We start from the raw sequence: 18,038 nt of genomic DNA, 5'->3' as shown, positions 1-18,038 counted from the left end.
GTCACATCCCGTCCGGGACGCCGGGAACATGCGAAGCCTGCTGATCCACGCCTAGATTGGGAGCATGGCCGACACGACACTGCACGAAGACTCCGAACCCACGACCCCGACGCCGCTCGAGCAGCTGGCCGAGGCCCACAGGGTCGGCACCACCTTCAAGGGATGGGACGGCGGATCAGCGCAGGTGTCCGAGGCGACCCTGAAGACCGTGCTGGGGGCCCTCGGCGTGGCTGCCTCGTCGGAGACCGAGATCAGCCGGTCCCTGGCGGAGGTGGACGCCGGCCCGTGGCGTTCCGTGCTGCCCGCCGTCGTCGTCGTACGCAGCAGTGACACCGATCCGCTGCACCTCCACGTGCCCGCCGGGTCCGATGTCGAGTTCTGGGCCGTCGACGAGGACGGCGTCCACTACACGGGGACCGTCGGCGAGGCCACGGTCACGCGCGCCGTCGACGGGCAGGACCTCGAACGGCGCGAGGGCACCCTCCCGCACGCGCTGCCGCTCGGCTGGCACACCGTGCACGCGAGGGTCGACGGCGTCGAGTCCTCCTGCACGCTCGTGGTGACGCCGGACCGGCTGAGCACGACGGCGTCCCTGCTGGACCGCCGCACCTGGGGGATCATGGCGCAGCTCTACTCCGTCCGGTCCGCGGATTCGTGGGGCATCGGAGACCTCGCGGACCTGGCCGGGATAGCCCGCGCGGCAGCGGAGCACGGCGGCGGCTTCGTGCTGGTGAACCCCCTGCACGCGGCCGAGCCGAAGCCCCCCGTCGAGCCGTCGCCCTACCTGCCGACCACCCGGCGCTACTTCCACCCCCTCTACCTCCGGATCGAGGACATCCCGGAGTACGCGAGGCTCGACGACGCCGCCCGCCGGCGCATCGAGGTACTCGCGGCGGGATTCGACGCGGTCAACCGCACCGCGGACCTGCTGGACCGCGACACGACCTATACGGCGAAGCTTGAAGCGCTCGAGCTCGTGTACGCCGTGGAGCGCCCCGAACAGCGCCAGCACGACTTCGATGCCTACCGCGCGCACCAGGGCCAGGGGCTGGCCGACTTCGCGCTGTGGTCCGCCCTCGCGGAGTCGCTGGAGCCCGGAGCGCAGGAATGGGACGACGTCGGACGGCCCGGGTCGGCGGGCGCGGAAGCGTTCGCCGAGCAGCACGCGGATCGCATCGGCTTCCACGCCTGGCTGCAGTGGCTCCTCGACGAGCAGCTGCAGGAGGCGCAGCTCGAGGCGACCGGGGCGGGCATGTCGATCGGCGTGGTGCACGATCTCGCCGTCGGCGTCCACCCGAGCGGGGCCGACGCGTGGGCGTTGCAGGACGTGCTGGCGGCGGGCATCAGCGTGGGTGCCCCGCCGGACATGTTCAACCAGCACGGGCAGGACTGGAGCCAGCCGCCGTGGCACCCCGAGCGCCTCGCCGAAGCCGGGTACGCACCCTTCCGCGACATGCTCCGGAACATCCTGCGGCACGCCGGGGGGATCCGCGTGGACCACATCCTGGGACTCTTCAGGCTGTGGTGGATCCCGCAGGGCCAGGCGCCGGGCGAGGGGGCGTACGTGTACTACGACCACCGGGCGCTGATCGGCATCCTCGCCCTGGAGGCGGAACGGGCCGGGGCGATCGTGGTCGGCGAGGACCTCGGGGTCTTCGAACCGGGGGTCCAGGAATACCTCGCCGAGCGGGGGATCCTGGGGACCTCGATCCTCTGGTTCGAGCAGGACGACGACGGTCCGCTTCCGCCGGAGTCCTACCGGGAGGGGTGCCTCACCACGGTGACCGTGCACGATCTCCCGCCGACCGCGGGCTACCTCGCGGGCGAGCACGTCAAGCTCCGAGACCGGCTGGGCCTGCTCAGCCGTCCCGTCGAGGAGGAGCAGGCCGAGGACCGCGCGGTGCAGGAGAAGTTCCTCTCCCTGCTGCGATCGCGCGGTCTGCTGGCTGCCGGGGACGTGTCGGTGCAGCAGACCGTCGAGGCACTGCACGCCCTCATCGCGGAGACGCCCTCCGTCCTGCTGGGCGTTGCCCTCGCGGATGCCGTGGGGGAGCAGCGCACCCAGAACCAGCCCGGGACCAATGACGAGTATCCGAACTGGCGCATCCCGCTGGCCGATGCGGAGGGGCGGGCGGTGCTGGTCGAAGACCTTGCTGGCAGCGAGCGGTTCGCGTCGCTGGTGCGCGCCCTCGGTCCCGCCGGTCCGAGCGAGTCGCCTGGCTGACCCGACGGACGGCGTCGCACGGCTGACCCGGCGGACGGCGTCGCGTGGCTGACCCGGCGGACGGCAACGAGTATTTCGTCCTGCCCGGTGGGTGCAGGCGTGATCGGATGAAGGCATCGACAGGCAGGATGCGTACGACGCCGTGATCGTCGGCGGCGGAGTGGCGGGCCTGAGTGCGGCGCTCGTCCTCGGGCGGGCACGACGCCGGGTGGCGGTGATCGACGACGGCTCGCCGCGCAATGCGCCGGCCCGGGCGGCCTTCGGGTTCACCACCAGGGACGGCATCCGTCCCGGCGACCTCGTGGATCTCGCCCGGCAGGACCTCGACCCCTACGGGGTCGCGTTCATCGACGGCAGGGCCGAGGATGCCCAGGCGGACGGGGCGGACTGGATCATCCGGACGGCGGACGGCGCCTCGGTGCGCGGCAGGCACGTCGTCGTCGCCACGGGGCTCCGCGACGAGTTGCCCGGGATCGGCGGGGCGCGGGAGGCCTGGGGGCGCGGCCTGCTGCAGTGCCCGTACTGCCATGGCTGGGAGGTCCGCGACCAGGCGCTGGGAGTGCTCGGGTCCTCCTCCGAATCCGTGCAGCAGGCCCTGCTCGTCCGCCAGTGGTCGGAGGACGTCACCTTCTTCCCGCACGTGCTCGGCGCGTTGTCCGACGATGACGAGCGCCGCCTCCGGTGCCGCGGCATCCGGATCGTCGGAGGGACCGTTCGCGGGCTCGTGCTGCAGGGCGGCGACGACGGCGGACCCCGGGCCGTCCGGGGCGTCGCGCTCGACGGCGGTGCGACCGTCCCGTGCTCCGCGGTCTTCTGCGAACCAGGGTCGGACGCCTTCCTGCCGCTGCTCGAGGCGCTCGGATGCGCCATGCGGGACGACGGCTGCGTGACCACGGACGGGGTCGGACGGAATTCGGTCGAGCGGGTCTGGGCAGTGGGGAACGCCGCCGACCCGGCTGCGCAGCTGCTGCCGGCAGCGGGCGACGCCTATCGCGTCGCGGTGGCCATCAATGCCGTCATGGTGCGGGACGAGGCCGAGGCGTCCCTCGCGTCGGAGGAAGCCGTCCGCGGATAGGGCCCCGGCATGGGACAGGGCCCCGGCTCGACGCCGGGGCCCTGTTCGCCGCCGAGGCCGAGTCAGCTCCTGCCGAGGTCGGGACGGGTGGACTCGTCCTGCTCCTGGAAGGGGGTGTCCTCGACGGTGCGCGGATCACCGCCGCTCGGGCCCGTGGTGCCGCCGGCGCTGCCGGATCCACCACCCATGGCGCTCGCGGTGGGCGGGAGGTCCAGGGGAAGGTCCCCACTCGCGCCGACGTCCTTGCCCGGATCCTGCGGTGCCTCCGCACCGTCAGGACCTCCCGACCCGTCCTTCTTCAGGACTCCCTTGAGGGTGTCCTGGACCTTCGGCGTCGTGCTCTTCAGGGTGTCCGTCGTGGAGCTGACGGTGTCCTGGACCTTCGGACTGTTCCAGAGCTGCTGCGCCTTGCCCTTGATCTGCTCGTAGCTCTCCCGCCCGGCCCGCGTCCCGAGGACGTATCCGGCAGCCATTCCCGCTGCGAAAACGAGTTTGTTCTTCACGCTGTTCTCCTGTCGTCGGTCTGCAGTGCAATCGAATCTAGACCACGGCACCGGTGCGCCGCGAGCAGAGTTTCGCCGGCAGCGGTGCTGTAGACGGCCGGGGTTCCGATGGCGGGGGCCATGCGTGAGAATGGTGTGGAAAGCGCTATCCAACCGAAGGGTCACCAGTGCACTCGGAGCTCGACGTCATCCGTCCCACCACCGATGTGCCGTCGGCGTCCCGGCGTCGGGCCTTGCCCGTCCTGGCGGCACTCGCCATGCTGCAGGTGATCTGGCCGCTCACCATGGATCTCTACCTGCCCTCCTTCCCGGCGATCCGCCGCGACTTCGGCGTGGACGAGGCGGCGGTCCAGCTCACGCTCACCGGCGCCTTCATCGGGATGGGCGTCGGTCAGCTCACGTCCGGGCCGGTGTCCGATGCGATCGGGCGAGCCCGCCCCCTCGCCGTGATGATGGTGCTCTACTGCGTCGCCACGGCATCCTGCGCCCTGGCGCCCAGCCTGGGCTGGCTCATCGCGAGCAGGGCGGTCCAGGGCATGGGCTCCGCGGCGTGCGCCGTCATCGCCCTCGCGATCGTCCGCGACCTCTACAGTGGCAGCCGGCTCCTCGTGTTCCTGGCCCGTCTGTCCATCGTCTCGGGGGTGTTCGTCGTGGCGTCGCCGGCGCTCGGCGCGCAGCTGCTCGGCGTCGTGGGGTGGCGCGGCCTGTTCTGGGCCCTGTTGGCCTACGGGGTGGTCCTGCTCTGCGTGGCCGGTGGGATCCTCCTCCGCAACGAGACCCATACCGAGGAGCGCCGGCGCCTGCGGGAGGGCACGAGGCTTCGGGACGACTACGCTGCGCTGGCCACCGACGGGCGTTTCCGGTCCGTCGCGGTGGCCGGGGGGTTGCTCTTCGCCGCGATGATGGCCTTCATGGCCGGCAGCGCCTTCCTGGTGCAGGAGGTGTTCGGCCTGAGCCCCACGGAGTATGCACTCGTCTTCGCCGCCCAGGGGGCGCTCCTGGTGGTCGGCGCGCAGGTGGGCGCGCTGATCGCGCGCCGGGCCTCGCCCCTGATCACGGTGCGCGTCGGAGCGATCGCCCTGGTGCTGGCGGCCTCGATCCTCGTCCTGAGCGTGGTGCTGCTGCCGGGCCTCGGACTCTGGGGCCTGGTGGGACCGGTCATGGGTTTCACTGCCGCGTTCGGCCTGATCAGTCCGGCCCTGCAGGCCACCGCGCTGGAGCGCCACGGGTCGCGTGCAGGGACGGCGGCCTCGCTGCTCGGCGCCGCGAACATGGTGGGCGCTGCCGTGATCGCTCCGCTGACCGGTGCCTTCGGGCTGACGTCGCCGGTGCCGACGGCGGTCGTGATGCTCTGCTGCGCCGGAGTGGCCTGCCTGGTCCTGATGGTCTCGGTGCGGTCGTCGCGCCCATGGCCGGAGGCAGCCCCGGCGTCCTGAGGAAACCGGTACCTCAGGACACCGGACTGGTCAGGAGGAGCGGCGGGCCGGCTCGACGACGTCGGGCAGGACGGGCGAGGACTCGGGGCGCCGGTCGCGCCGGTCCAGTTCCTCGGTCAGTTCCTCGTGGCGGATCTCGGTCTCGAGGGAGGGTTCGCCGTCGTGCGCGTACTCGTAGTCGAGTTCGCGGTGGATCTTGCTGTTCAGCACCTCGACCGTGGGGAGATCGAGCGTGGTGAGGTCTTCCGGGAAGTCCTCGGCGGGCGAGAGTCTTGTGCTCATGGGGGCCTGTTCGGTGGTTCGGAGCGGACACGGGCGACCGGGCCCGCTTCTGGACCACGCATGCCGGGAAGCCCGGCAAAGGTCGATGATATCGGTCGCCCGGCGAGAACGGAAGCCATCCGGCGGGGGATCGACGACGTGTGGACGGGAGCGAGCGGGGAGTCCGCCCGGCGTTCTCGACGCGGACGACGACGCGGACGATGACATGGACGACGACGCGGACGATGTCGTGGACGATGACATGGACGACGACGCGGGCGACCGGACGGCGGCTGGGCCGCACGCGTGTCGGTGGCGGGCGGTACCGTAGCCCGGATCCATCCGCGCCCACCGCGCACAGCCCCGACGAGCAACGGCAGGGAGGCCCCATGCCCGAGGGAGACAGCGTCTTCCGGCTCGCCGCGAGGCTGCGCAGGTCCCTCGACGGCCGCACGCTCGAGCGCGGCGACCTGCGCGTACCGGCGCATGCCACCGACGCGCTGGACGGCATGCGGCTGATGGAGCACGCCACCCACGGCAAGCACCTGCTGACCCGCTTCGACGGCGGCGTGACGCTCCACACCCACCTGCGCATGCAGGGCTCGTGGACGGTGACGGCGCCGGGCAGGTCGCTTCCCCGCGCGCTCCTGCCCGACGCCCGCGTCATCCTGGCGGTGAGGGACGGGCCGACGGCCTACGGCCTGGCCCTGCCCGTCGTCGGCCTCGTGGCCACGCGCGCTGAACACGACGTCGTCGGGCATCTCGGGCCGGACCCGCTCCGTCCGGACTGGTCGGTCGAGGAGGCGGTGCGGAGGTTGCGACGCGACCCGGGCGAGCGGGTGGCGGCAGCCCTGCTCGACCAGCGCAACGTGGCGGGCTTCGGCAACCTGTGGGCCAACGAGCTCTGCTTCCTGCGCGGCGTGCACCCCGACACGGTGATGGCCGACGTCGACGTCCCGGCCCTCGTGGCGTTGGGCGCACGGTGCCTGCGCTTCTCGGCGACCCAGCCCGGCGCCCACCAGGTCACCACCGGCAGGACGCGGAAGGGGGAGCAACACTGGGTCGCGGGACGAGCCGGGAAGCAGTGCCTGCGCTGCGGCACCACCATCCGTGTGCGGGCGGAGGTGCCCGGTGATCCGGGCCGTCGCCGGACCTGGTGGTGCCCGCGGTGTCAGCCCCTTCGCTGACGCGCGATGTGGGGGCCCGCGCCGTGAAGGAGGAGAGGTCCTCAGCGCCTCGCGTCCAGGGCGGCAGCAAAGGCGTCGACCGACGCCGTGGAGCTGTCGATCCGCCAGTCCGCCTCCTTGGCGATGTGGAACCAGACCAGGCCGACCACGTCCGGCTGGGCGGAGAGGTATCCGAAGAGGTCCGTGATCCAGCGGGCCTTGGAGCCGCCGAGTTCGGAGGAGGACGTCTCGGCGATCACGATGGGCGTACCGGGTGCGAGGCGCCGCAGCTGCGCGAGGCCGTCCCCGAACAGCGCCGCAGGATCCTGCCAGCCGCTCCAGGTCTGCGACGTACCCCAGTTGTAGCCGTCGAGGGCGACGACGTCGGCATAGCCCTGCCCCGGGTACAGGCCGTCCAGCGGGGTGGAGCCCCAGTAGGGCACGTTCGGGTTCCAGACCCAGCTGACATTCGTGGCTCCGGTGGACCGGACGACGTCGTGCACGTGGCGGTAGGCGGCCACGTAGTCTCCCGCACCGTTCCCGTTGACGCCCTCGGACCACGGGTACCAGTCGCCGTTCATCTCGTGCCCGAACCGCAGGTAGACGGGCCGGCCCCACTGACCGAGGGCGCTGCCCCACTCACGCAGGTAGGCGTCGAAGTCGCCCGCGGCGATGCGGTCGAGCGAGTAGGCGGGCTGCTCCGTGCCGCCGCCCCAGGTCCACGGCTCCCACGTCAGCAGCGTCTCGGCGCCCCGCGCCCTGACGGCCTCCAGCTCCGCGATGGGCGCGGGCTGGTTGAAGTCCTTGTAGGAGAGGACGATCGACGGAGCCTCGCCCGCCAGGGCTGCCACCTCGTCGAGCTCGCCCCCTGCGGCGGGACCGCCACCGGTGCCGACGCCGAAGCGGATGCCCTTGGAGGAGTCGGTCCCGGGCGCCGCCGCGAGGACCGTGTACCCGGTGGAGGCAGCGGCGCTGCCGACCGCTGCGCTGATGGTCACCGTCCCCGAACCGCCGGGCACGATCGACACCTGGAGGGTGCCGGTCGACGTCGTCGTGACCGCGACGCGGCTGGTGCCCGCGACGACGGTCCCCTTCGTGCGCTTGGGGAAGCCAGCACCCGTCACGGTGACGCCTGCGCCGGCTGTCCCGGCGGAGCTGCTCAGCGTGATCGTCGCCGCGGCGCCGGCCGGAGGAGGCGTGAGACCCACCATCAGCACGGCCACCGCAGTGAGGAGCAACAGGATCCGGGCGGCGGCGGGGAGCGTGCCGGGCGGGAGGGGCTGGGCGGGGACGATGCTCATGCGGGGTACCTCGCTGGTTCGGTAGCCCGGCTGACCGCGTGGGTCCCGTGGCTTTGCGTCCCCGGCTCGCACCGGGTTTGCCTTTGTCGCCCGGCGGCCACCCGCCGGTCGTCCGTCCTCGTGGACTGCTTCCATTCTCCCGCGCCCTACACGCCCCGGGGTGCGATTACCCCGAATTCTGCCGAAGGATTGGTGCAGGTCCGGCGCAGCGACTCCTCCGGTGCCCAGCACCTGCACCGCGCGGGGAAGCCCGGCACTGCTGTGCTTTTGGTGTGTCCTGGCCCACAATGGTCCTGTCGCGGTTGGAGGCACCCGCGACGGGTTGTGCTGGAGGGAACCATGAAGCAGATACCGGCGTTCACGCGCACCATTGCGTCTCAGGTGGACGGCTACAGGCCGGAATTCGAGGCACGGGTGGGGCCGGAACTCGCCGCGGTCTTCGCCCGCGAGCAGGAGGACCTCCGCCGCGCGGGACTGCCGGAGGGTATCGCCCGCGTCGGTGACCGGCTCCCGGATGCGGTCCTGCACGACGCCGCCGGCCGGACCGTGAGCCTGTCCACGGTGCTCGATGCCGCCGCCGCGATCATCGTCTTCTACCGCGGGTCCTGGTGTCCGTACTGCAGTATCGCGCTCAAGACCTACCAGCGGGAGCTCCGCCCCGTGGTCGAGGCCTTCGGAACCAGGCTGATCGCGGTCAGCCCGCAGGCGCCGGATGTGGCCGCGCGGGGAGGGCGACAGGCCGGACTGCACTTCGAGCTGTACTCCGACGAGGGCAATGCGCTCGCGGCGCACCTCGGCATCGTGACGACTCCCAGCCCGGAGTCGCTGCGGGCCCGGGAGGCCCTCGGCATCGACGTGGCGGGGAGCAACATGGACAGCACTGCCGCCATCCCGTTCCCCACGGTGGTCGTGGCCGATGCGACCGGCACCATCCGGCTGATCGACGTGCGGGTGGACTACACCACGCGGACGGAGACCTACGAGATCATCGACGCCCTCGTGGCGCTGTAGGTCCCCGCCGGCGGCCCGTCCTACCGAGGCTGCCACCAGCGCCGATGCCGGTGCCTCTCCAGTCGGTCGGTCGGGCCGGGTCGAGCGAGGGTCCGCCCGGTCAGGCGAAGGAGACGGAGCGGAGGGACCGGGGTGACATGCGGTCCTGCAGGACGAGGGTCGCCGCGCCGAGTGCCGCGGCGTCGTTGCCGTTGACCGACAGGCGCACCTCGACCGGATGGATGGCGCGCGCCATCGCCCGCCGGGAGAGCAGCCCGCTGATGATGTCCACATAGAAGGCGCCGGCCGTCGAGAACGCGCTCCCGGCGAGGACGATGAGCTGGAGATCGAGGAGGTTGACCATGGAGATCACGGCACTCGCCACGTACTCGGCAGAGTTCCGGATGAGCTGCAGGGCCACGGCGTCCCCGTCCGCCGCGGCGGTGCCGAGTGCGGCGAAGTCCTCGGAGATGACGCCTGTCAGGGGGATGCCCAGCTCGCCGCGCGCTGCCGCTTCTGCAGCCTGTGCGACGACGACGCGCGGACTCGCGTACAGCTCCAGGCACCCGATGTTGCCGCAGGGGCAGGGCAGTCCGCGGGCGTCGACGGTGACGTGGCCGATCTCGCCGACGTTCGAGCTGACGCCCTGGTAGATGGTGCCGTCCATGACGATGCCCGAGCCGATACCGGAGCCCATGTAGACCGAGGCGTAGTTGGCATAGCCCTCGGTGGCTCCGAGCCAGTACTCGCCGATGGCGGCGGCGGTGGCATCGTTGTCGAATTCGCAGTGGAAGCCGGTGGTGGAGGTGAGGGCGCGCCGGATGGGGAAGTCGCTCCACGTCTCGAGCGAGGGCGCGTTCCGGACCGTGCCCGCTGCCCGGTCGAGCGGCCCCGGTGTGGCGATGCCCATGCCGACGATGCTCGTCCGGTCGACACCGGACTCGAGGATGAGGGCGTCGATGTCGCGGGTCATCCTGCTGACCACGGTCAGGGGCGAGGTTCCGCCCGGGCCGTCCACGCGTCGCCGCCCCACCACGTGGCCCCGGAGGTCCGAGATGATGTACGTGATGTAGTCCTGGCCGATGTGCAGTCCGACCGCCAGGCGCGACGCCGGATTGAGTTCCAGGAACATGCGTGGCTTGCCGCCTGTCGACTCGCCGCGACCGGATTCGACGATGATGTCCTCGGTGAGGAGGGTGCGCACCAGGGTCGAGATGGTGGCCTGGGTCAGCCCGGTCTTCTCGGCGAGTTCGACCCGGCTGATGGGCCCGCTGGAGCGGATCAGGTCGATGATCTTGCCCCGGGAAGACTCGCGGCGGCGGGTCTTTTCGATCACGGTCAATGGTAGCTCAGCGGCCAAGGAAGTTGAAGGAGCAACCTTTTGCGGGCCGGCCCCCGGAGGCATCGTCACGCTGCCCCCACGGTCCTCGACCAGGCTGCGGCGATCTCCCGGTGTCCGCGCTCGGTGGGGTGCACGCCGTCAGCGGCGAGGGCAGGGGCGCCGAGTGTCCGGGCCAACCGGTGGAGGACCGCGTCGATGGGTACGAGGACTGCGCCGAACTCCTCGGCGAGCAGGTGTACGACCTCGATCCGCGGATCGAGGTCGTCCCGCCACCGCTCCTGGTCCTCGGTGACGGGAAGTACGAAGGGTTCCAGGAGGACGATCCGCGTGGTCGAGGGAAGAGCCGAGAGCAGGAGCCGGTACCGCTCGGCGAAGGCGCCGTGATCCGAGCGCTCGCCGGTGTCATGCAGGCGCCAGGTGTCGTTGATGCCGATCAGCACCGAGACGTGGTCCGGGTGCCGTGCGACGACGTCGGCCTCCCATCGGTCGCCGAGGTCGGCGAGGCGGTCGCCGCCGACGCCCGCGTTGGCGACCCGGACACCCCGTGGGACGAGCGTCGACGCCAGCTCGCGGACGTAGCCGGAACCGAGCCCCGCCGGGTCCTCGCGCCGGCCGCAGTCGGTCACGCTGTCCCCGGCGAAGATCAGGGACCCGTGGACGTCCATCGGCACTCCTTTCATTGCTCACTATCTTTAGTGCACTAAGTTAGTCCATCCGGGCAACCTCCCGGATACGGGACCCGCGACTCCGCGCCTGCAGGCCGCGATGGAAGGATGGGAGGGGCACGAATGACGCCTCACGAGGATGACCAGCGACCATGCACCTGACCCTAGATCCGGTCCCCTTCGACGCCCCCGAAGCGCACGCGCTCCGCACTGCCCAGCAGGCGGAGCTGCACGTCAGGTACGGAAGCGAGGATCACGAACCCGGCGAGCAGCCGACGGCCGCCAACGTGCCCTTCTTCCTCGTCGCCCGGACCGAGGACGGAAGGGCTGTGGGGTGCGGCGGGCTGCGACCGCTCGCAGGCGGCGGCCTGGAGGTGAAGCGGATGTACGTCCTGCCGGAGCTTCGCGGCAATAGCGTCGCGACGGCGATACTGCGGCGGATCGAGGACGAGGCACGGGCCCGGGGCGTCGCGGAACTGCTGCTGGAGACCGGGATGGGGCAGCCCGATGCGATGCGCTTCTACGAGCGCGAGGGGTACCACCGCATCCCGGCCTTCGGCGCCTACGTCGGTGAGGACCACTCCGTCTGCTACGCGAGGGTACTGGGTGCTCCTGCCGCGACGTCGGGGTCAGCCGTCGGCCCCGCAGCTGCCGGCGCGGGAGCCGCCGGCGCTCAACCCGGCGTCGAACCCGGCGCGGGAGCCGCCGGCGCTGAATGCGTCCTGCCGAACCGGTGAACGGGACCTAGGACGTGATGTCACCCGTCACGGCGCCCAGCGAGTCCAGCAGCGCGTCGGCGTCGATGAAGAGCAGGTGGTCCGCGGATCCCGATCCCATGCCGATCCGTCGACCCCTGATGCGCTCGTCCGCGTAGACCGGCAGGACCGTCGAACTGCCCAGCGGCGTGATGGTGCCCGGGGCGTAGCCCGTGACCTCGAAGGCGGCGTCCGGGCGAACGAGGGAAGCCTTGTTGACGGACAGCAGGGCGCGGAGCTTGGCCCAGTCCAGGCGCCGGGTCCCGGGGATCAGCACGAAGACCGTGATGCCCCCGCTGATCTTCGCCACCATCGTCTTCACGCCGTCGTCCTCGGACAGGCCCTGTGCGGCGGCCACCTCGTCGAACGTGCCGTCCTCGTGCCGTGCCACGAGGACGATGTCGAGGCCCCGGGCCTCCGCGTCACGCTCGGCGGGGGAGGGGTGGGTGCCGTCGATGTCCATGGTGCCCATCGTAGGGCCGCGCGGCCTCGCTGCGGCCGGGCGTGATGGTGCTTCCCCGCGATGACGACGGCAGGGTGGCGGGCGGCGCCGACCAGGCCGGTGGGGCGAGGGTCCTGGCGGACCGGGATCCGGTGCAGGACGACGGCTGCGCTTCATGGAGGAGTGTGGCGGCTCTGCTGGGGCAGCACGGAGGGGCCACGCTTCGGGACGCACGTCGGACACTTACTTGACTTAGATAATAAAGTCGCCTAAGAAAGTACCCAACGGTTTACCTCGGGTGGTCGAACCGGCCGGCGGCACCGTAGCCGCCCACGATTGAAAGGTACGAAGATGTCCTCATCACTTTCGGGAACCAGGCGCCTGAGTCTGGCAGCAGCCACGATGCTCAGCGTCGCAACCCTCGCCCTCAGCGGCTGTGCGGGCGGCGGGGGAGCATCGAATGACGCCGGCGGCTCGGAGAACACCTCCGTCACCGTCTTCAACGGCGCGACCGGGACCATCTCCGAGAACTTCAACCCGTTCTCCTCCACGGCGCTCCAGCCGACCCTCGGCGTGATCTTCGAGCCGCTCTTCTGGTACAACGCGGCATCCGACGAGCCGCCCACCCCGCTCCTCGCGGAATCGTTCGAATGGAACGAGGACGGCACGCAGCTCACCATCACGACGCGCGAGGGCGTCCAGTGGTCCGACGGCGAACCCTTCACCGCGAACGACGTCGCCTTCACCTTCAACCTCGTCAACGAGACGCCGGAGCTCAACACCACGGGCCTGGCCGCCACGGCGGAAGCCACCGATGACACGACGGTCGTCCTGACGTTCACCGAGAACTCCTTCATGCAGGAGCCCAGCGTGCTCGGCAACCGCGGGATCGTCCCCGAGCACATCTGGAAGGATGTCGCGGATCCGATCACCGAGATCAACTCCGACCCCGTGGGCACCGGACCGTTCAAGGTCAAGGACTTCACGGCGCAGAGCTACCTCCTGGAGAAGAACGATCTCTACTGGGAGGAGGGCAAGCCCGCCATCAACGAGGTGCGCTACATCTCGCTCGACACCGCGGACGCCGCGACGGGCGCGCTGCTCGCCGGGGAGGTGGACTGGATGAGCTCCTTCCTGCCGGGCCTCGAGCAGATCCTCGCGGACAACGAGAACCTGTCCTACGTCAACACCCCCGCGCTGACCGCCTCCATCTTCACCTGCTCCAACGAGGCCCTGGGCTGTGAGGGACCGCAGACAGACCCCGCCGTGCGCCAGGCCATCTACCAGGGCATCGACCGCGAGCAGCTGAACGCCCTCGCCGGCGGAGGCTTCGCCGGTACGGCATCCCCCACCCTGGTGCTCCCCGAGCGGGATGCCGACTGGATCGCCGATCCTGCCAACACCGAGACGCCGGCCAACGCCGATGTCGAGGGAGCCAAGAAGGTGCTCGAGGACGCCGGATGGGTCGAGGGTTCGGACGGCATCCGCGAGAAGGACGGCGAGCGGCTCTCCCTCGGCATCCAGACGGTCACCGGCTACAGCGACTTCATCTCGCTGAACGACGCCATGTCGCAGCAACTGCGCGACGTGGGGATCGAGCTGAACCCGACGTCCATCACCTACAACGAGTGGGTCAACAACCTCAACATCGGCGAGTACCAGCTCACGCTGGAGTCGATCGGCCTGCAGCCCTCCAACAATCCGTACTACTCCTACGAGAAGTGGTACAACTCGGCGAACACGACGCCGGTGGGTGAGTCGGCGCTGAACAACAACACCTCCCGCTACAGCAACCCGACGGTCGACGAGGCGCTCGCCGTCGCGCGCTCCACCAACGACGAGGCGGTGCAGAAGGAGCAGTACGGGATCATCCAGGAGGAGATCGTCCGGGACATGCCGTACATCCCCATCTACGTGAACTCGCTGCTCACCGAGTTCAACACCGAGCGCGCCACCGGCTGGCCCACCAACGAGGACCCCTACGCCCTCGCCGCCACCTGGAAGGCCTGGGACAACGGGATCGTCCTGAAGAACATCACCCCCGCCCAGTAGGCTCCCCTCCGCACCACGGGCAGGACGGCGCGTCCCACCGACGCGCCGTCCCGCCCCCGGGCGCGGACCTCGACCCGTCGTGGAAAGTCGATCGCCATGAAATACATCCTGCAGAAGCTCGGGTTCTACCTCGTCGCCTTCTGGGCCGCACTGACGGTCAACTTCTTCCTCCCGCGGCTCCTTCCGGGAAATCCGGTGGACATCATGCTCGCGAAGCTCGCGCAGCGCGGACCGGTCACTCCCGAAGCGCGCGAGGCCGTCGAACTCCTCCTCGGCACCAACACCCAGGCGCCGCTGATCGTGCAGTACTGGCAGTACCTCGGCAAGCTCTTCACCCTCGACCTCGGGACGTCGGTGGCCTTCTTCCCGGCGTCCGTCACGGACATCATCGCGCAGACGCTGCCCTGGACCATCGGGCTCATCGGCGTCGCCACGGTCATCTCGTTCGTCCTCGGGGTGGGCCTCGGGATGCTTGCCGGGTGGAAGCGCGGCTCGTGGCTCGACAACCTGATCCCCGTGACCACCATGCTGCAGTCGGTGCCCTACTTCTGGCTCGCGCTGATCCTCCTGTTCGTGCTCGGCGGCATGTGGGACCTGTTCCCGCTGAACGGCGGCTACAACGTCTACGAGGTCAGCCCCGGCTGGAACTGGGCCTTCATCAGCAGCGTCATCTACTACGGGACGCTGCCCGCCCTGACCATCGTGATCTCCTCGGTGGGTGGCTGGATGCTCGGCATGCGCAACATGATGGTCTCCACCCTCTCCGACGACTACATCCTGACGGCCGAGGCCAAGGGCCTGCGTCCCCTGAGGATCATGACCACCTACGCGGCACGCAACGCCGTGCTGCCGTCGGTCGCGGGATTCGCGATCTCGCTCGGCTTCGTGGTGGCCGGGTCGATCGTCACCGAGGCCGTCTTCTCCTACCCCGGCATCGGCTCCGCCCTGCTGAACGCCGTCGGCAGCAACGACTACTCGCTCATGCAGGGCCTGTTCCTGGTCATCACGCTGTCCGTCCTCGGCGCGAACCTGCTCGTGGACCTCCTCTACTCGTTCATCGATCCCCGCACCCGGGCCCGAAGCTAGGATCCGCCATGACCGCCACCACGCAGGACCCGGGGATCGCCGCCACCAGCGCGCGCTCCACCCGGTCGAGACGATCACTGCCACCGATGACGCCGAAGCTGGCCATCGGGCTCCTCATCGCCGGCAGCATCATCCTCTTCGGGATCATCGCCCCCTTCTTCGTGGGTGATCCCTCGGAGGTCGACAACGTGGGCCTCGCCGGCCCCGCCGACGGCTTCATCCTCGGCACCACCCAGACCGGGCAGGACGTCTTCGCGCAGCTCGCGTACGCGACGCGCGGATCGCTCACCGTCGGCTTGATCGTCGGCATCCTGACCCTCTTCCTGTCCGCGTTCTTCGGGATCATCGGCGCCTACTTCGGGGGCTGGCTCGACGAGTCCTTCTCCCTGTTCACCAATGTCATGCTCGTGATCCCGGGGCTCCCGCTGGTCATCATCATCTCCAGCTACGTCCCGGAGAAAAGCATCCTCCTGGTCTCCGTGGTCCTCGCCATCACCGGCTGGGCCGGGTCGGCGCGCGTGCTGCGCGGCTTCACCCTGAGCGTGCGGAACCGCGACTACGTCGCCGCGGCCCGGGTGTCGGGCGAGAAGCCCTGGCGCATCCTCGGCGTCGAGATCCTCCCCAACCTGATCCCGCTCCTCGCCTCGCAGGTGGTGTTCGCCGTCATCTTCGCCATCCTGGGCGAGGCCGGACTGTCCTTCCTCGGCCTCGGCGCCGCGGACTCCTTCACCTGGGGCACCATGCTGTACTTCGCGCAGAACGGCCTCGCGCTGAGGCTGGGCGCCTGGTGGTGGTTCGTCCCGCCGGGACTGCTGATCGCCCTCTTCGGCGCGGCCCTCGCCCTCATCAACTTCTCGATCGACGAGATCATCAATCCGAAGCTGCGCTCGCAGACACGCGCCACCCGGCGCGGCTGGAAGCTCTCGAAGGCAGAACTGCGCGCCGCCACCAAGGAGGACGTCCTGTGAGCAGCACCGACCAGGGAGCCCAATCCGTCAGCATCACCGACGTCGGCGCACGCGGATCCGCGGACGAGGCGCGGCCCGGACGCGAGCGCCGCACCGAGCGGGCCGCCGAGGCCCGCGAGCACCCGGTCCTGACCATCGAGGACTTCAGCGTCGAGTACAAGGGCGACCGCGTGGTCCGAGCGGTGAAGAACGTGACGCTCTCGCTCGGCCGGGGCGAGATCCTCGGTCTCGCGGGGGAGAGCGGCTGCGGGAAGTCCACGCTCGCCTACGGCATCAACCGCCTCCTGAAGCCCCCCGCCGTCATCACCGGCGGCACCGCCCACTTCCATTCGCGCGAGGGCTACGTGATCGACCTCAACGAACTCAGCGGGGAGGAGCTGCGGGCCTTCCGCTGGGACAAGATCGCGATGGTCTTCCAGGGGGCCATGAACTCGCTCAACCCCGTGATCACGGTCCAGCGGCAGATGGAGGACATCTTCTCCACGCACCGCCCCGACCTGTCCAGGAAGGAGCGCCGGACCCGGTGCGGCGACCTCCTGGAACGCGTCGGGGTGGATCGGGCCCGCCTGCGCTCCTACCCGCACGAGCTCTCCGGCGGCATGCGCCAGCGCGTCATGATCGCCATGGCCATGGCGCTGGACCCGCAGGTCATGATCATGGACGAGCCGACCACCGCCCTCGACGTCGTGGTCCAGCGCGAGATCCTGCGCGAGATCACGCGCCTGCGCGCCGATCTCGGCTTCGCCGTCATCTTCATCACGCACGACCTCCCGCTCCTGCTGGAGATCAGTGACCGCATCGCGGTCATGCGCGAGGGCGAGATCGTGGAACTCGGGGACGCCGTCGAGCTCTACACGAACCCGCAGCACGACTACACCAAGAAGCTGCTCGCCTCCTTCCCCAGCCTGACCGGCGAACGCGGCGACTTCATCCGCGGAGGAACGCGGCACCAGGACGGAGGACAGGCATGAGCGCACTCGAGGTCAGGGATCTGGTCAAGGAGTACCGGCTGCGGAACGGGCTGAGGTCCAGCACCCTGAAGGCCGTGAACAATGTCAGCTTCTCGATCGACAGCGGCCGCACCGTGGCCCTCGTGGGACAGAGCGGCAGCGGCAAGTCCACGCTCGCCAAGCTGCTCATGCAGCTCGAACGGCCCACCTCCGGCAGCATCCTGCTCGACGGCGAGCCCGTGAGCAGGCGGGGTGCAGGGCTCCGGCAGTACCGCAGCGACGTGCAGATGGTGTTCCAGGACCCGTTCGCCTCGCTGAATCCCTACCACACCATCGCCCACCACATCGGCCGGCCCTTGATCCTGCACGGCAAGGCGACGGGCCGCGACGAGGTCATGGCCGGTGTCATGTCGCTGCTCGAGAGGGTACGGCTGGACCCCGACATGGCCCAGCGCAAGCCGCACGAGCTCTCCGGCGGCCAGCGCCAGCGCATCGCGATCGCCCGCGCCCTCGCGCCCGAGCCGAAGATCCTCGTCGCCGACGAGCCGGTGTCCATGCTCGATGTCTCGATCCGCCTCGGAGTGCTCAACCTCCTGGCCGACCTGCAGCGCGAGGAGAACCTCGGCGTCTTCTACATCACGCACGACCTCGCCACCGCACGCCACTTCTCGGACGACATCCTCGTGATGTTCAAGGGCGAGATCGTGGAGCGCGGCCCGGCCGACGACGTCATCCTCAACCCCCAGCACGAGTACACGCAGCTCCTCGCGGAGGCCGCGCCCAACCCGGAGAAGCGCCTCAGCGCCTGACCCCGGTCCCCGA

Annotated in this window: 17 protein-coding genes and 1 riboswitch; of the genes, 11 read left to right on the top strand and 6 right to left on the bottom strand. The window is 70.2% G+C overall.

Translation table 11 applies throughout. From position 1 onward, the window contains the following. Nucleotides 1-64 precede the first annotated feature (64 nt). Together malQ and NVV32_RS15395 are read left to right on the top strand one after the other, a co-directional pair. Nucleotides 65-2,224: a 4-alpha-glucanotransferase gene (gene malQ, locus NVV32_RS15400; protein ID WP_422390744.1), complete on the top strand. Its 2,160-nt coding sequence runs from the start codon at nt 65-67 to the stop codon at nt 2,222-2,224. Nucleotides 2,225-2,366: 142 nt separating this feature from the next. Further along, complete coding sequence (locus tag NVV32_RS15395) at nt 2,367-3,299, top strand: NAD(P)/FAD-dependent oxidoreductase (RefSeq protein WP_422390743.1); 933 nt, start codon at nt 2,367-2,369, stop codon at nt 3,297-3,299. A gap of 62 nt (nt 3,300-3,361) precedes the next feature. On the opposite strand, the gene NVV32_RS15390 is transcribed toward NVV32_RS15395, so the two are convergent. Beyond that, nucleotides 3,362-3,802: a YtxH domain-containing protein gene (locus NVV32_RS15390; protein WP_422390742.1), complete on the bottom strand. Its 441-nt coding sequence runs from the start codon at nt 3,800-3,802 to the stop codon at nt 3,362-3,364. Nucleotides 3,803-3,969: 167 nt separating this feature from the next. On the opposite strand from NVV32_RS15390, the gene NVV32_RS15385 reads away from it, so the two are divergent. Continuing rightward, nucleotides 3,970-5,238 (top strand): multidrug effflux MFS transporter, encoded by a 1,269-nt coding sequence (locus NVV32_RS15385; protein ID WP_422390741.1) that lies wholly within the window; start codon nt 3,970-3,972, stop codon nt 5,236-5,238. A 30-nt stretch (nt 5,239-5,268) separates the two neighbouring features. Here the strand turns inward: NVV32_RS15385 and NVV32_RS15380 are convergent, their stop codons facing one another. Then, a complete protein-coding gene (locus tag NVV32_RS15380; protein WP_152813077.1) occupies nt 5,269-5,520 on the bottom strand; it encodes a hypothetical protein in 252 nt (83 codons plus the stop codon). Nucleotides 5,521-5,888: 368 nt separating this feature from the next. Here NVV32_RS15380 and NVV32_RS15375 point away from each other — a divergent pair, with 368 nt between their 5' ends. After that, entirely contained in the window at nt 5,889-6,686 is a 798-nt protein-coding gene (locus tag NVV32_RS15375; protein ID WP_422390740.1) for a DNA-formamidopyrimidine glycosylase family protein, read from the top strand. Nucleotides 6,687-6,727: 41 nt separating this feature from the next. Here NVV32_RS15375 and NVV32_RS15370 read toward each other — a convergent pair whose 3' ends face one another. Beyond that, nucleotides 6,728-7,966, bottom strand: a complete 1,239-nt coding sequence (locus NVV32_RS15370) for a glycoside hydrolase family 26 protein (protein WP_422390739.1) — start codon at nt 7,964-7,966, stop codon at nt 6,728-6,730. A gap of 17 nt (nt 7,967-7,983) precedes the next feature. Beyond that, nucleotides 7,984-8,058, bottom strand: a riboswitch (cyclic di-GMP riboswitch). A 247-nt stretch (nt 8,059-8,305) separates the two neighbouring features. Between NVV32_RS15370 and NVV32_RS15365 the strand changes: the two genes are divergently transcribed. Further along, nucleotides 8,306-8,977 carry a peroxiredoxin-like family protein gene (locus NVV32_RS15365; protein ID WP_422390738.1) on the top strand — a complete coding sequence of 224 codons (672 nt, stop codon included), beginning with the start codon at nt 8,306-8,308 and terminating at the stop codon, nt 8,975-8,977. Between the two features lie 100 nt (nt 8,978-9,077). Here the strand turns inward: NVV32_RS15365 and NVV32_RS15360 are convergent, their stop codons facing one another. Next, on the bottom strand, nt 9,078-10,292 hold the full coding sequence (locus tag NVV32_RS15360; protein WP_162237506.1) for an ROK family transcriptional regulator: 1,215 nt from the start codon (nt 10,290-10,292) through the stop codon (nt 9,078-9,080). A 71-nt stretch (nt 10,293-10,363) separates the two neighbouring features. Continuing rightward, nucleotides 10,364-10,963 (bottom strand): SGNH/GDSL hydrolase family protein, encoded by a 600-nt coding sequence (locus tag NVV32_RS15355; RefSeq protein WP_422390737.1) that lies wholly within the window; start codon nt 10,961-10,963, stop codon nt 10,364-10,366. A gap of 152 nt (nt 10,964-11,115) precedes the next feature. On the opposite strand from NVV32_RS15355, the gene NVV32_RS15350 reads away from it, so the two are divergent. Beyond that, the gene (locus NVV32_RS15350; protein ID WP_422390736.1) at nt 11,116-11,700 is read left to right on the top strand and encodes a GNAT family N-acetyltransferase; all 585 of its coding nucleotides are present in this window, start codon (nt 11,116-11,118) and stop codon (nt 11,698-11,700) included. Between the two features lie 7 nt (nt 11,701-11,707). On the opposite strand, the gene NVV32_RS15345 is transcribed toward NVV32_RS15350, so the two are convergent. Further along, complete coding sequence (locus NVV32_RS15345; RefSeq protein WP_422390735.1) at nt 11,708-12,181, bottom strand: aminoacyl-tRNA deacylase; 474 nt, start codon at nt 12,179-12,181, stop codon at nt 11,708-11,710. Nucleotides 12,182-12,562: 381 nt separating this feature from the next. Here NVV32_RS15345 and NVV32_RS15340 point away from each other — a divergent pair, with 381 nt between their 5' ends. The 5 genes from NVV32_RS15340 to NVV32_RS15320 all read left to right on the top strand — a co-directional run bounded on the left by NVV32_RS15340 (nt 12,563) and on the right by NVV32_RS15320 (nt 18,025). Next, entirely contained in the window at nt 12,563-14,212 is a 1,650-nt protein-coding gene (locus NVV32_RS15340; RefSeq protein ID WP_422390734.1) for an ABC transporter substrate-binding protein, read from the top strand. 96 nt (nt 14,213-14,308) lie between these two features. Further along, entirely contained in the window at nt 14,309-15,298 is a 990-nt protein-coding gene (locus NVV32_RS15335) for an ABC transporter permease (protein WP_422390733.1), read from the top strand. An 8-nt stretch (nt 15,299-15,306) separates the two neighbouring features. After that, nucleotides 15,307-16,266: an ABC transporter permease gene (locus NVV32_RS15330; protein WP_422390732.1), complete on the top strand. Its 960-nt coding sequence runs from the start codon at nt 15,307-15,309 to the stop codon at nt 16,264-16,266. A 128-nt stretch (nt 16,267-16,394) separates the two neighbouring features. Beyond that, entirely contained in the window at nt 16,395-17,237 is an 843-nt protein-coding gene (locus NVV32_RS15325; protein WP_055769078.1) for an ABC transporter ATP-binding protein, read from the top strand. Continuing rightward, a complete protein-coding gene (locus tag NVV32_RS15320; RefSeq protein ID WP_422390731.1) occupies nt 17,234-18,025 on the top strand; it encodes an ABC transporter ATP-binding protein in 792 nt (263 codons plus the stop codon). The genes NVV32_RS15325 and NVV32_RS15320 overlap by 4 nt, the downstream gene beginning before the upstream one ends. Nucleotides 18,026-18,038 lie beyond the last annotated feature (13 nt).

Source organism: Arthrobacter sp. N1, assembly GCF_048288285.1.
GTDB lineage: Bacteria > Actinomycetota > Actinomycetes > Actinomycetales > Micrococcaceae > Arthrobacter_D.
This window is presented reverse-complemented; position numbering and strand designations above follow the sequence as displayed.